This window comes from Geodermatophilus sp. SYSU D01105 (assembly GCF_054050095.1).
Window position 1 is genome coordinate 14618 of record NZ_JBJGYR010000040.1, and the last position, 12472, is coordinate 27089.

A 12472-nucleotide genomic window follows, 5' to 3' on the forward strand; every position below is an offset into this window, starting at 1 on the left:
CGGCGCTGGTGGCGGCGGGCGCCCGGCGCGGCGCAGGGGGAGTTCGCCGCGCGCGGCGGCGGTGACGGCACCGAGTATGCGTAGGGGACCAGGCCATGCCCGGTCCCGCTCGAGAACTCCCGCCCGGAGGACCGCCGTCATGACGACCAGAGCCACCAACGTGGCCGCCGAGCCCTCGGCTCGGGGCCCCGCCACCGCACCCGCCACGGTCTCCACCGCGGTGGCCGAGGTGGTCGCGACGCGCACGGAGCACCTGTTCGGCCTGATGGGCAACGGCAACGCCCATCTGATCAGCCACCTCACCTCCCGCGGCTTCCCGTTCACCAGCGCCCGGCACGAGGCGGCGACCGTGGCGATGGCCGACGCCTGGCACCGGGCCACCGGGCGCATCGCGGCAGCCACCACGACCTACGGGGCCGGGTTCACCAACACCTGCACCGCCTTGGCAGAGGCCCGTCTGGCCCGGATCCCCCTGGTGCTGGCCACCGGGGATGCCCCGACCACGGGACGGCGGGCCTTCGACATCGACCAGGTCACCGCGGCTGAGTCGGTCGGGGTCACCACCCTCGTGGCGACCCCGGCGACCGCGGCGGCGATGACCCACCGGGCCTTCGACCTGGCCCTGCAGACCGTGCAGCCGGTGGTGCTGGCGATCCCCTACGACCAGGCGACCGCACGCCTGAGCGACCCGGTGGACCTGGAACCCCTGCCGACCAAGCCCACGTGGACTGCCTCTGCCGATGACCTCGACCGGATCGCCGGCCTGCTCCGTGCTGCGGAGCGGCCCCTGCTGCTGGCCGGCCGCGGGGTGGTCCTGGCCGACGCCGCCGCCTCCCTGCGCGAACTCGGCGACCGTCTGGGAGCGCTGTTCATGACCTCGGTGATGGCCGCCAACGCCGTGGACTCCCCGTGGGATCTCGGCATCGCCGGGGGCTTCACCCGCGCCCAGCGCCTCGAGCTGGCCCGCACCGCCGACGTGGTGCTGGTGGCCGGGGCGTCGCTCAACGCGTTCCAGTCCCGCTACGGCACCCTCTTCGCGCCCGGCACCCGGGTCATCCGCCTCGACAACGAGCCCGAGACCGAGCACTCCCAGGTCACCGACTACGTGCGTGCCGACCTCGCCCCCGCCCTGCAGGCCCTCACCAGCCGCATCCCGGCCGACGAGCGGGACGACGGCTGGCGGGCGGCCGTGCCCGAGGTCGCCACCGAGGCGTTCCGGTCGGCGGCCCCGGTGGAGGACCCCTCGGAGTTCGGTGCCGACGGGCGGCTCAACCCACGGGCCGTGGTCGCCGCGCTGGAGCACATCCTCCCGGCGCAGCGGTCGGTGGTGATGGACGGGGGGCACTTCATCGGCTGGGCCCCGATGTACCTGTCGGTCCCCGACCCGCAGGCGATGGTCCTGGTCGGCACCGCCTTCCAGGCCATCGGGCTGGGCTTCGGTTCGGCCGCCGGTGTCTCGGTCGCCCGGCCGGAGCGCACCACGGTGTTCGTCACCGGCGATGGCGGCGGGCTGATGGGCCTGGCCGACCTGGAGACCTTCCTGCGCGCCACGACCCGCGGGGTGGTGGTCGTGCTCAACGACTCCGCCTACGGCGCCGAGCTGCACCAGTACGCCGCCCAGGGGCTCGACCCCACGGCGATGCTCATCGACGAGGTCGACTTCGCTGCCCTCGGCCGCGCCATGGGCGCCGCGGGGGTCAAGGCCCGCACCCTGGCCGATCTCCAGGTCCTCACCGACTGGCTCGCCACCCACGAGACGGGCGTGTTCGTCCTCGACGCGGCGATCTCCCAGAAGGTCGTCGCCGATTTCATGACCGCGTCCCTGACGGCGGGCCGGAGGCTGTAGCGCCGGGACGCCGATGCGTCGTGTACCGACCGCTCCCAGACGTGGAGCTGCGCCGGTCCGCGCAGCTCCCTCGCGCGCCACTCAGGAGGTCTCATCGTGTTGCCGTTCCTCACGCTGCTGCTGGCCTGCCAACTGGCCGGTGAGGCGCTCGCCCGCGTCACCGGTCTGCCGGTGCCCGGTCCCATCCTCGGGCTGGTCCTGCTGTTCGCCGGTCTCACGCTGCGCGGCCGCCCCGCTCCCCGCCTGGAGGAGTCCGCCGACGGTCTGCTGGCCCACCTGAGCCTGCTCTTCGTCCCGGCCGGTGTCGGCGTCGTGCAGTACCTGCCCCTGCTGGCCTCGGAGTGGCTCGCGGTCAGCGCGTCCGTGGTCGGCGGTGCGGTGGTGGCCATCGCCGTCACCGGGCTGGTGATGCGCGCTCTGACCCGCGACCCGGAGCCCGTCGACCGATGACGACCGACCTCCACGGCATCTGGGTCTACCTCGCGGAGACGCCGCTGTTCGGCCTGACGCTCACGCTCGCCTCGTACACCGCCGGCTCCTGGCTGCACCGGCGCAGCGGCTCCCGGGCGCTGCTCAACCCCGTGCTCCTGGCCGTGCTCATCACCAGCGTCGTGCTGGCGGTCACCGGGATCGACTACCGGACGTACTTCGAGGGCGCGCAGTTCGTGCACTTCCTGCTGGGCCCGGCCACGGTGGCGCTCGCCGTGCCGCTCCACCGGCAGCTGCCGCAGATCCGGCGGTTGGCGCTGCCGCTGCTCGCCGCCGTCGGGGTCGGTTCGCTGACCGCGATCGCCACCGCGGTCGCCATCCCGGCGGTGCTGGGCGCCGACGACCAGACGCTGTTGTCCCTGGCTCCGAAGTCGGCGACCGCTCCGGTCGCGATGGGGGTGTCCGAACAGCTGGGCGGGGCCCCTTCGCTGACCGCCGTGTTCACGATCCTCACCGGCATCACCGGCGCGGTGCTCGGCGGAGTCGTGCTCGACCTGGTCCGGGTCCGCGATCGTCGTGCCCGCGGGCTCGCCGTCGGGGTCGTCGCGCACGGGATCGGGACCGCCCGCACGATGCAGGTGCACCCCACCACCGGCGCCTTCGCGGGGCTGGGTCTCGCGCTCAACGCCGTGACGACCGCGGCGCTGGTCCCTCTCCTCTTCACCGTGGTGCCACCGCTGGCGCGACTGACGCCGTAGGTCGGGCGCACGGGAGGCGTCATCGGGGGTCCTCCGCGTCGAGCCGCGGCCGGCCTGAGCCGCCGCGGTGGACCGGGGGACTGTGTGGAGAATCACGGTGGACCCTTGTTCCGCACCACCGCCTCTGGTTCCCTCATGCGAAGTCGGTCTCAGATGACGCAACAGGATAGGGGAGTGTCATGGAGCAGCCGAGCAGCCAACGACCGTCGCCTTCAGGCCCGCCGAGCCGGTCGGCGGCCGGGGAGCCCGCGGCCGGAGGTGCCGACAGCGGGGTCCGGGAGGGCCATGCACCCGCCCGGGCCGCGGACGTGACCGTGACCGGGACCCATCCGGCCATCGCGGAGCCGCCACCCTGCGTCGCCGACCGGCACTGGGCCGTCGACCGGGTGCTGTTCGCCATCGCCGCGGTCATGGCGCTGGCCTTCGTCGCCTGGGGCTTCGCCACGCCCACGGGACTGGGCACCGTGAGCGGGTCGGTCCTGGGCTGGGTCACCGGCAGGCTCGGCTGGTTGTTCGTGCTGCTGGCGTCGGCGTTCGTGGTCTACGTGATCTGGCTGGCGGCCAGCAAGTACGGTCGGATCCCGCTGGGGCGCGACGACGAGCGGCCGGAGTTCCGCACCATCTCGTGGATCGCGATGATGTTCAGCGCCGGCATGGGCATCGGGCTGATGTTCTTCGGGGTCGCCGAGCCGCTCTCGCACTACGTCGCCCCGCCACCGCTCACGACCGAGGCCGAGACCTCCGAGGCCATCCAGACGGCGATGGCCACCACGCTGTTCCACTGGACCCTGCACCCCTGGGCGATGTACGCCGTCGTCGGGTTGGCGATCGCCTACGGCACGTTCCGGCGGGGTCGCCGGCAGCTGATCAGCTCCGCCTTCATCCCGCTGCTCGGCGAGCGCCGGGCCGCCGGTCCGGCCGGCCGGGTCATCGACGTCCTGGCCATCTTCGCGACGCTGTTCGGCTCGGCGGCCTCGCTGGGGCTCGGCGCACTGCAGATCGGCAGCGGTGTGGAGATCCTCGGCTGGGCCGGGGACGTCGGCAACGGCGTCCTCGTCGCGATCATCGCCGTGCTCACCGCGGCGTTCGTCGCGTCGGCGGTCTCCGGCATCGCCAAGGGCATCCAGTGGCTCTCCAACACCAACATGGTGCTGGCCCTGCTGCTCGCGCTGTTCGTCTTCGTCCTCGGGCCGACGATCTTCATCCTCAACCTCATCCCCGACGCGATCGGCAGCTACTTCTCCGACCTCGGCGAGATGGCCGCGCGCACCGAGGCCACCGGCGGCGACCCGATGGCCGCCTGGCTGCGCGGCTGGACGGTCTTCTACTGGGCCTGGTGGATCAGCTGGACGCCGTTCGTGGGCCTGTTCATCGCCCGGATCAGCCGCGGCCGCACCATCCGGCAGTTCGTCACCGGTGTGCTGCTGGTGCCCAGCCTGGTCAGCCTGCTGTGGTTCGCCGTCTTCGGCGGCGCCGGCATCGCCGCCCAGCGCGACGGCCTGGACGTCGCCGGTCAGGGCACGACCGAGGGGCAGTTGTTCGCCGTCCTCGGGCAGTACCCCCTGGCCACCGCCGCGACGGTGCTCGTGATGGTCCTCGTGGCGATCTTCTTCGTGTCCGGTGCCGACGCCGCCTCGATCGTCATGGGGTCGCTCTCCCAGCGCGGCACCCTGGAGCCGAGCCGCTGGGTCGTCGTCTTCTGGGGCGTGGTGATGGGCTCGGTCGCGGCGATCATGTTGCTCCTCGGCGAGGACGGCGCTGCGCTCACCGGGCTGCAGAACCTGACGATCATCGTGGCGCTGCCCTTCGCCCTGGTCATGGCGGCGATGGCGGTGAGCCTGGTCAAGGACCTCCGGCGTGACCCCATCGTGCTCCGGGGCAACTACGCCAGCCTCGCGATCGAGCAGGCCGTCGTCGACGGCATCAGCCGGCACGGCGACGACTTCGTCCTGGTCGTCGAGCCGTCCCGGAGTCCCGACGCCCCCGGCGGTGACAGCGTTGCCGCGGAGCCGCCCGCGACCGGCCCGGAGCCGGGTGGCCGGCGGCAGGTGAGCCACCGCGGCAACTTCGTGGCACCGGTGGAGGACCCGTCGGTCCCGGCGCAGGGGCAGCACGCGGCCGAGGCCATCGGCCGGCCCCTCGATCCCCGTGACTGAGGAGGGCGGGCCGGGGGAGCGGCAACGCCCGGCTCAGGCGGAGCCGTGGGCCGGGCGCAGCCGTGCCGCCAGCCAGTCCGCCGCCATCTGCCGGGCGCGGTGCACCGGGTCACCGGTGTCCAGGCCGGACGTGGTCGCCTGGCGGGCGAGGCGGGCCAGAGCGCCGTCGTAGAAGGACAGCAGGCCGTCGGCGATCTCGGTGGGGTCGCCGGCGCCGGCCGACCTGGCCAGCTCGCGGAAGCGCCCGGTCAGCAGCCGTGAGTCGGCGGCCAGCCATCGGTGCCCGGGATGGCCGGGGGGCAGCTCGGTGGCCGCGGCGAGGAAGGCGCACCCCCGGCGGCCGCCCTCCGCTGCGCGGTACCGGGCCACCGCGTCGAAGACCGACAGCAGTCGGTCGACCGGGTCGGACTGCTCCTCGAGGACCTCGTCCCAGGCCTCCTGCCAGCGCCGGAAGCGGTGCTCGAGGTAGGCCGCCACCAGCCCGTCCTTGCCGGAGAAGTGCGCGTACAGGGTCGCGGGCGACACCCCGGCGCGGGCCAGGACGGCGTCCACCCCGGTCGCGGCGATCCCGGACTCGTAGAACAGCTCGCCGGCGGCGTCGAGCAGTCGCTCGCGGGCCGGTCGTCTCGCGCCAACGGAGCGCATGGGCCTAGCATAACGCTCGTTATGCTGAAACGATCGTTACAGTCCGTGCCCGGCTCCCCCGCCCGGGGAGCGCCGCGCCTGCTGGTGGCCAGCGGACTGCTGGTCGTCGCGGTGACCTACGGCCTGTCCCGGTACGGCTTCGGCCTCTACCTGCCACAGTTCCGATCCGACCTGGGGCTGACCTCCGGGATCACGGGCGGGATCGCCGCGGGCAGCTACCTCGCCTACTGCGTCGCAGCCGTCCTGGCCCTGCGCCTGGTCGACCGGGGTCGGGCGCGTCGAGCCCTGTGGACGGCCGGCGTCAGTGCGGCGGCGGGGTCGCTGCTGGTCGCCGCCGCGGGCTCGACACCCGTCCTGGCGATCGGGGCCCTCGTCGCCGGCAGCGGCGCCGGAGCCGCCAGCCCGGCTCTGGTGGCCGCCGTGGTCGCCACGGTGCCGCCACGCGCCGAGCCCCGGTCCCAGGCGCTGGTGAACAGCGGGACCGGGGCCGGGGTGCTCGCCGGCGGCCTGGTGGTGCTGGCCTGGCCGGGGGAGTGGCGCTGGGCATGGTCCGGCTTCGCCGGCGGTGCGCTCGTCGTGACCTGGTGGGCCGACCGGTCCGCCTGCTGGAGCCCGTCCTCGCCCGGCCCCGGTCGGGCGCAGTCCGGCCTGCGGCTGCCGCGCCTCGGGCGCGCGCTGACCGCCGGCCTGCTCGCCGGCGCCGGCGGGGCCGGGGTGTGGACGTTCGGTCCGGACGTGACGACCGCGAGCGGGCTGTCCACCGAGGTCACCGGGCTGCTGTGGTGTCTCCTGGGTGGCGCCGCCCTGCTGGGGAGCCTGAGCGGGAGCCTCGTGCGCAGAGCGGGGCTCCCTGCGGCCTGGGTGATCTCGGCGGGGCTCGCCGTCGCGGGGACGGTGCTGCTCGCCTGGCGGCCGGGATCCGTGCCGGCAGCCGGCAGCGCGCTGGCGCTGTTCGGCTGCGGCTTCGTGGCGCTGAGCGGCGTGCTCATCGCCTGGGGCAGCAGGCTGGCACCTGGTGCGGCCGCGCAGGCCACGGCCCTGTTGTTCGTCGCGCTGACCGTCGGCCAGGCCGCCGGCGCCGCACTGCTCGGCCTGCTCGTCGACGCCGCCGGCACGCCGGCCACCCTGGTCGCCGCCGCGGCGCTGCTGTCGGCCGCCGCGGTCGCCGCTCCCCGCGGGCGCCGTCAGGACGACCTGCGGCACGGGTGGCCGCCGGCGGTGCCGACCGCCCCGGGGGTCAGGACGCGGCGGGCACCGCCGAGCGCAACTGGCGGCGCCAGCGGGTGAACAGCCGTGGCTGGTTCATCCCGAGGACGGCCACGGGGTGCCCGTCGCGCTCGTAGACCACCAGGAAGCTGCGGTCGGCGCAGCTGCCCTCGACCACGCGGGCGACGTCGCCCTCGCGGCGCGACCCGGCGAACTGGATGCGGGCGCCGTACTGGTCGGACCAGAAGTAGGGCACCGGTGTCGGCCCCGGCGCCCCGGCACCGAGCAGGGTGGCGGCCGCGGTGGCCGGCTGCTCGAGCGCGTTGGTCCAGTGCTCGATGCGGACGTGCCGCTCCGCGGAGGCCGACCACGTCGCGGCGCAGTCGCCGACCGCGACCACGCCGGGGGTGCTGGTGGCACCGCGGGCGTCGGTGAGGACGCCGTTGCCGAGGGCCACGCCCGAGCCCGCGAGCCACTCGGTGTTCGGGATGGCACCGATCCCCACGACCACCACGTCGGCGGGCAGGCGCCTGCCGTCGGTCAGTTCCACGGCCTCGACCCGGCCGGTGCCGACCAGTCCGGCGACCCCGGTGCCGACCAGCAGACGGGTGCCGTGGTCGGCGTGCAACCCGGCGCAGACCGCGCCCATGTCGGCGCCCAGCGGTCCGGCGAGCGGAACGGGCAGGGTCTCGACGACGGTGACCTCCAGCCCGAGCGTGCGGGCGGTCGAGGCGACCTCCGCGCCGATGAAGCCGGCGCCGATCACGACGAGCCGCCCGCCGGCGACCAGGTCCTCCCGCAGGGCCACGGCGTCGTCGAGGGAGCGCAGCACGTGCACGCCGTCGAGCCCCTCGCTGCCGGGCAGCCGCCGGGCGCGGGCTCCCGTGGCGAGGACGACGCCATCGGCCCGCACCTCGCCGCCGTCGCTCAACAGCACCGAGCGGGTCGCGGGGTCCAGGCCGACCGCGGTGGTGCCCAGCCGCCACTCGAGGCCGAGGGTGTCGTCGTCCGGCACGCCGAGGGCGATGTCGTCCAGCGAGGCCGTGCCGGCCAGGAACCCCTTCGACAGGGGCGGGCGGTCGTAAGGGGCGTGCACCTCGTCGCCGATGACCACGATGCGCCCCTCGTAGGACTGCTCGCGGAGCGCGCGCGCAGCCGAGAGGCCGGCCAGGGAGGCCCCGACGACGGCGACCGTCGGGCTCACGCGGCACCCTCCGCGGCGGCCCCCGGCTGCACGTAGACCATGCCGTCCCGGACGACGACCCGGTGGGTGCGGACCGGGGTCTTGGCCGGCGGGCCGGACACCTTCCCGGTGCGCAGGTCGAAGCAGGAGGCGTGCAGGGGGCACTCGACGGCGCACCCGTCCAGCCAGCCGTCGGCCAGCGAGGCGTCCTGGTGGGTGCACGTGTCGTCGATCGCGTAGAAGTCGCCGTCGACGTTGAAGACCGCGATGGGCTCGTCGGCCTCGACTCGGGTCGCTTCTCCGGGCGGCAGCGCGGTCGTCGGGCAGACCGGGATCATGGGCGCTCCAGGCTCGTTACCGTTGCGAGTTACGCAACTGTGTGCCGATAGCGCAACAGCATGGCCGTCGGGGTGGGTGCCGTCAAGAGGCGGGCCGGAGCGTGCCACCGGCCACCTACCCTGACCTCATGAGTGCGCCGCAGGCAGACAACGCAGACCGCGGCTCGGTGGCCGTCGTCCAGTCCGTCGACCGCGCGCTGAGCGTCCTGGAGATCCTGGCGGCGCAGGGCGAGGCCGGCGTCACCGAGGTGGCCGCCGAGCTCGGCGTGCACAAGTCCACGGCCTTCCGGTTGGTCGCGGCGCTGGAGAGCCGGGGTTTCGTCGAGCAGCTGGCCGACCGCGGCAAGTACCGGCTGGGCTTCGGCGTCGTGCGCCTGGCCGGTGCGGCGGCCGCGCAGCTGGACATCGCCCGGGAGGGGCGGCCGATCTGCCAGGCGCTGGCCGCCGACCTCGAGGAGACGGTCAACATCGCGATCCTGGACGGCGACCGTGCCGTGAACGTGAGCCAGGCCCGCGGGCCGGCGGCGCTGAGCACGCACAACTGGGTGGGGCAGGGCACCCCGCTGCACGCGACGTCGAGCGGCAAGGTGCTCCTCGCCCACGCTCCCGACGCCGTCCGCAAGGACGTGCTCTCCCGGGACCTGCCGCGCTTCACCTCCGCCACGGTCACCGACCCCGAGGCGCTGCGGCAGGACCTCGACCGGATCGTCGAGCAGGGGTGGGGCGCCACGGTCGAGGAGTACGAGGTGGGGCTCAACGCCGTCGCGGCGCCCGTACGGGGCGCGGACGGGGACGTGGTCGCGGCCCTCAGCGTCTCCGGGCCCTCCTTCCGGATGGACCCGGAGGACCACCCGCGGCTCGCCCGGCGGGTGGTGGCGGGCGCCGACGAGCTGAGCCGGAGGCTGGGCTTCTTCGGTCACCAGCGCTGACCCGGGCGGGGCCGTCGCGAGGCCCGTGTCGCCGGGGTCGGACCGGGCACGACTGTGCGCGGGGACTGTTGCGTCTTGCGCGACGCGCTGAGTAATGTGCAACACGTCGGTCGTCTTGAGCTCTCCGGTGGGCGGCGGCCGTGCGCTGTCACAGACCCCGCGTAGTCCGACCTCCGGCGAAGTCCTCCCTCGCCCGACGGAACCCCGAGGTGCCGTATGACCACCACCGACCAGCCCGCGAGCCTCATCTCCACGCTGCCGGGCCACTACTACACCGACCCCGCCGTGTTCGCGCTGGAGCAGTCCCGGGTCTTCGAGGACATGTGGTTCTGCGCGGTGCGCTCGAGTGACCTGCCGACTCCCGGCTCCTTCAAGAAGGTCCAGGTGGGGAGGGAGAGCGTGCTCGTCGCCCGCAGCCGGGACGGTCGGCTGCGGGCGTTCCTCAACATCTGCCGGCACCGGGGCGCGCAGATCTGCACGGAGGACTCGGGCGCGGTCAAGCGGGCCTTCCAGTGCCCGTACCACGCCTGGACCTACGACCTCGAGGGCAAGCTCATCGCGGCCCCCAACCTGACGAAGATGCCCGACATCGACCGGGTGGAGTACGGCCTGGTGTCGGTGGCCCTGCGCGAGTGGCTCGGCTACGCGTGGGTGTGCCTGGCGAAGGAACCCCCGTCCTTCGAGGACGAGGTCGTGGCCGACGTCGTCGAGCGCCTCGGCGACGTGGAGTCGATCGACCACTACCAGCTCGACTCGCTGTCCGTGGGGCGCCGCATCACCTACGACGTGCGGGCGAACTGGAAGCTCATCATCGAGAACTTCATGGAGTGCTACCACTGCGCGACGATCCACCCGGAGCTGACCGAGGTGCTCCCGGAGTTCGCCGACGGCTACGCGGCGCAGTTCTTCGTCGGGCACGGCGCGGAGTTCGGGGACGACGTCAAGGGCTTCACCGTCGACGGCAGCGAGGGCTTCGACCGGCTCCCCGGCGTCGACGAGGACCAGGACCGCCGCTACTACGCCATCACGGTCAAGCCGACGGTCTTCGTCAACCTGGTGCCCGACCACGTCATCTTCCACCGCATGTTCCCGATCTCGGCCGACCGGACGATCGTGGAGTGCGACTGGCTGTACTCCCACGAGGTGGTCGAGTCCGGCAGGGACGTGACGCGGTCGGTGGAGCTGTTCCACCGGGTCAACGAGCAGGACTTCGCCGCCTGCGAGCGGACCCAGCCGGCCATGTCCTCCCGCGCCTACGCCAACGGCGGCGTCCTCGTGCCCTCCGAGCACCACATCGGCGCCTTCCACGAGTGGCTGACCCAGCGCCTGTCGGGCTGAGCCGGCACGCACCGGCCCCAGGGCCGGGAGGACGTCGTCGTCCTCCCGGCCCCGCTCTGCACGGGGACGTCAGACCACGGGGCTCCCACCGTTCGTCGCAGCGGCGTCCGACAGACGGGCCAGCCACTCCTGCCGCCAGGCCTCGGTCCGCGCCACCTCGTTGAACGTGAAGAGGTGGAAGCCCGACAAGCCGTGCTCGGGGTCCCCGAGGGCCGGCGCGAGACGTTCGACCAGGCGGTCGGGCCGGTAGCCGTGGGGGACGAAGAACCGCCAGAACACGCTGTGCTGCCTGGTCAGGAACCGGGCCGACTGCCCGAGGCCCAGCCCGGCCGAGATGCGCACCAGCTTCTGGCGCGTCACCGCGCCGGGCAGCCCGATCCGGATCGGCAGGTCCACGCCCCGTTGCCTGGCCTGCCGGGCCCACGCCACGGTGGTCGCGGCACGGAAGCACAGCTGCGTGATGACGTGGGTCGCGTGCGGGGCCTTCCGCTCGAGAGCGCGCTCGATCAGCTCCGCGCTGATGTGCCCGTGCCCCTCCGGGTAGCCGCCGATCCCCACGTGCCGGAAGGAGTGGCCGGCGGTCTCCAGCTCCTCGAGCAGGGCGAGGGCGTCCGGGAAGGAGCCCACCGGCTCGGCGGCGTCGCCCCCGACGACGAACACGCCGTCCACGTCGGCGGCGTGGAGGCGTGCCACGACGTCGGCCAGGTGCGACCGGTCGCGGACCAGCCGGGCCGCCAGGTGAGGGGTGACGGCGAACCCGGAGCCGGACAGGCGCTCCGCCAGCTCCAGCGTGGGCGTCAGGCCCTTGGCCTCGGTCACCGTCACGGTGAGGGGCACGGTGCGCGGGACGTGCTCGACGACCGACTCCTCGGCGCCCCGCAGGGGCAGGACCTCGTAGCTCGCACCCCGCAGCGCCCGCTCCAGCGGACTCCCGGCCGGTCGAGGCCCCTCCCGGCCCTCGACGGCGGGCGGGACGACCGCTCGGTTGCGCACCCCGGGCCCGCCGGGGACCTCAACGGACACGGCTGGCCTCCGCGGCGATCGTCGTGTCCTCGCCGTGGCAGGTCTTGACGACCGTGTCCTCGGGCAGGGTCAGCAGACCCCAGCGGAGGGACCTGCGGACGGTCGGCTCGTCGCTGGAGGGGTGCCCGGTCCCGCCGGGCCCGCCCCGCGACAGCGGGGCCCCGGTGACGACGGTGTCCAGGTCGCGGGCGTACAGCGACGTGCCGCCGGGGGCGTGCATCGAGACCAGCAGCGTCCCGGCCACGGAGAAGGGCGTGCAGTGGCCGACGAGTCGATCGGGCAGCGCATCCGGGTGGACGCTCTGCCAGAGCGGGAGATCGGCCGGGTCCATCCAGATCGGCGCGCCGGTCGCCTCGCGCAGCGCGACGGCGGCGGTGATGTGGTCGTTGTGCCCGTGGGTGAGCACGATCGCCGTCACCGTGCGGCCGCCGATCGCCTCCAGGATCGGGGCGGCGTCGTGCGGGGCGTCGATGACCAGCACCTCGTCGTCGTCGCCGACCAGCCAGACGTTGTTGTCGACGTCGAAGTCCTGACCGTCGAGGCTGAAGACGCCGCTGACGACGGTCTTGTCGATGCGAGCCGTCACGTGAAGACCACGACCGACCGCAGCACCTCGCCGTG

12 protein-coding genes are annotated in these 12472 nt (G+C 73.9%); 7 read left to right on the forward strand and 5 right to left on the reverse strand.

The genetic code is table 11. From position 1 onward, the window contains the following. Nucleotides 1–139 precede the first annotated feature (139 nt). The 4 genes from ACI79I_RS23805 to ACI79I_RS23820 all read left to right on the forward strand — a co-directional run bounded on the left by ACI79I_RS23805 (nucleotide 140) and on the right by ACI79I_RS23820 (nucleotide 5189). The gene (locus ACI79I_RS23805; protein ID WP_456994952.1) at nucleotides 140–1846 is read left to right on the forward strand and encodes a thiamine pyrophosphate-binding protein; all 1707 of its coding nucleotides are present in this window, start codon (nucleotides 140–142) and stop codon (nucleotides 1844–1846) included. Nucleotides 1847–1942: 96 nt separating this feature from the next. Next, complete coding sequence (locus tag ACI79I_RS23810) at nucleotides 1943–2296, forward strand: CidA/LrgA family protein (RefSeq protein WP_456994954.1); 354 nt, start codon at nucleotides 1943–1945, stop codon at nucleotides 2294–2296. Next, entirely contained in the window at nucleotides 2293–3033 is a 741-nt protein-coding gene (locus tag ACI79I_RS23815) for an LrgB family protein (protein WP_456994956.1), read from the forward strand. The genes ACI79I_RS23810 and ACI79I_RS23815 overlap by 4 nt, the downstream gene beginning before the upstream one ends. 314 nt (nucleotides 3034–3347) lie before the next feature. Beyond that, the gene (locus ACI79I_RS23820; protein ID WP_456994958.1) at nucleotides 3348–5189 is read left to right on the forward strand and encodes a BCCT family transporter; all 1842 of its coding nucleotides are present in this window, start codon (nucleotides 3348–3350) and stop codon (nucleotides 5187–5189) included. A 33-nt stretch (nucleotides 5190–5222) separates the two neighbouring features. Here ACI79I_RS23820 and ACI79I_RS23825 read toward each other — a convergent pair whose 3' ends face one another. Further along, nucleotides 5223–5834, reverse strand: coding sequence for a TetR/AcrR family transcriptional regulator (locus ACI79I_RS23825; RefSeq protein WP_456994960.1), 612 nt, complete (start codon nucleotides 5832–5834; stop codon nucleotides 5223–5225). Between the two features lie 45 nt (nucleotides 5835–5879). Here ACI79I_RS23825 and ACI79I_RS23830 point away from each other — a divergent pair, with 45 nt between their 5' ends. Next, nucleotides 5880–7121: an MFS transporter gene (locus ACI79I_RS23830; protein WP_456994962.1), complete on the forward strand. Its 1242-nt coding sequence runs from the start codon at nucleotides 5880–5882 to the stop codon at nucleotides 7119–7121. On the opposite strand, the gene ACI79I_RS23835 is transcribed toward ACI79I_RS23830, so the two are convergent. Beyond that, nucleotides 7072–8244, reverse strand: coding sequence for an NAD(P)/FAD-dependent oxidoreductase (locus ACI79I_RS23835; protein WP_456994964.1), 1173 nt, complete (start codon nucleotides 8242–8244; stop codon nucleotides 7072–7074). The two genes, ACI79I_RS23830 and ACI79I_RS23835, sit on opposite strands and share 50 nt — an antisense overlap. Continuing rightward, nucleotides 8241–8561: a bifunctional 3-phenylpropionate/cinnamic acid dioxygenase ferredoxin subunit gene (locus tag ACI79I_RS23840; protein WP_456994966.1), complete on the reverse strand. Its 321-nt coding sequence runs from the start codon at nucleotides 8559–8561 to the stop codon at nucleotides 8241–8243. The genes ACI79I_RS23835 and ACI79I_RS23840 overlap by 4 nt, the downstream gene beginning before the upstream one ends. A 128-nt stretch (nucleotides 8562–8689) precedes the next feature. On the opposite strand from ACI79I_RS23840, the gene ACI79I_RS23845 reads away from it, so the two are divergent. Both ACI79I_RS23845 and ACI79I_RS23850 read left to right on the forward strand, forming a co-directional pair. Further along, on the forward strand, nucleotides 8690–9490 hold the full coding sequence (locus ACI79I_RS23845) for an IclR family transcriptional regulator (RefSeq protein ID WP_456994968.1): 801 nt from the start codon (nucleotides 8690–8692) through the stop codon (nucleotides 9488–9490). 216 nt (nucleotides 9491–9706) lie between these two features. Further along, nucleotides 9707–10828, forward strand: a complete 1122-nt coding sequence (locus ACI79I_RS23850; protein WP_456994970.1) for an aromatic ring-hydroxylating oxygenase subunit alpha — start codon at nucleotides 9707–9709, stop codon at nucleotides 10826–10828. Nucleotides 10829–10897: 69 nt separating this feature from the next. On the opposite strand, the gene ACI79I_RS23855 is transcribed toward ACI79I_RS23850, so the two are convergent. Next, nucleotides 10898–11851, reverse strand: a complete 954-nt coding sequence (locus tag ACI79I_RS23855; protein WP_456994972.1) for a methylenetetrahydrofolate reductase — start codon at nucleotides 11849–11851, stop codon at nucleotides 10898–10900. Further along, entirely contained in the window at nucleotides 11841–12437 is a 597-nt protein-coding gene (locus tag ACI79I_RS23860; RefSeq protein ID WP_456994974.1) for an MBL fold metallo-hydrolase, read from the reverse strand. The genes ACI79I_RS23855 and ACI79I_RS23860 overlap by 11 nt, the downstream gene beginning before the upstream one ends. Between the last annotated feature and the right edge of the window lie 35 nt (nucleotides 12438–12472).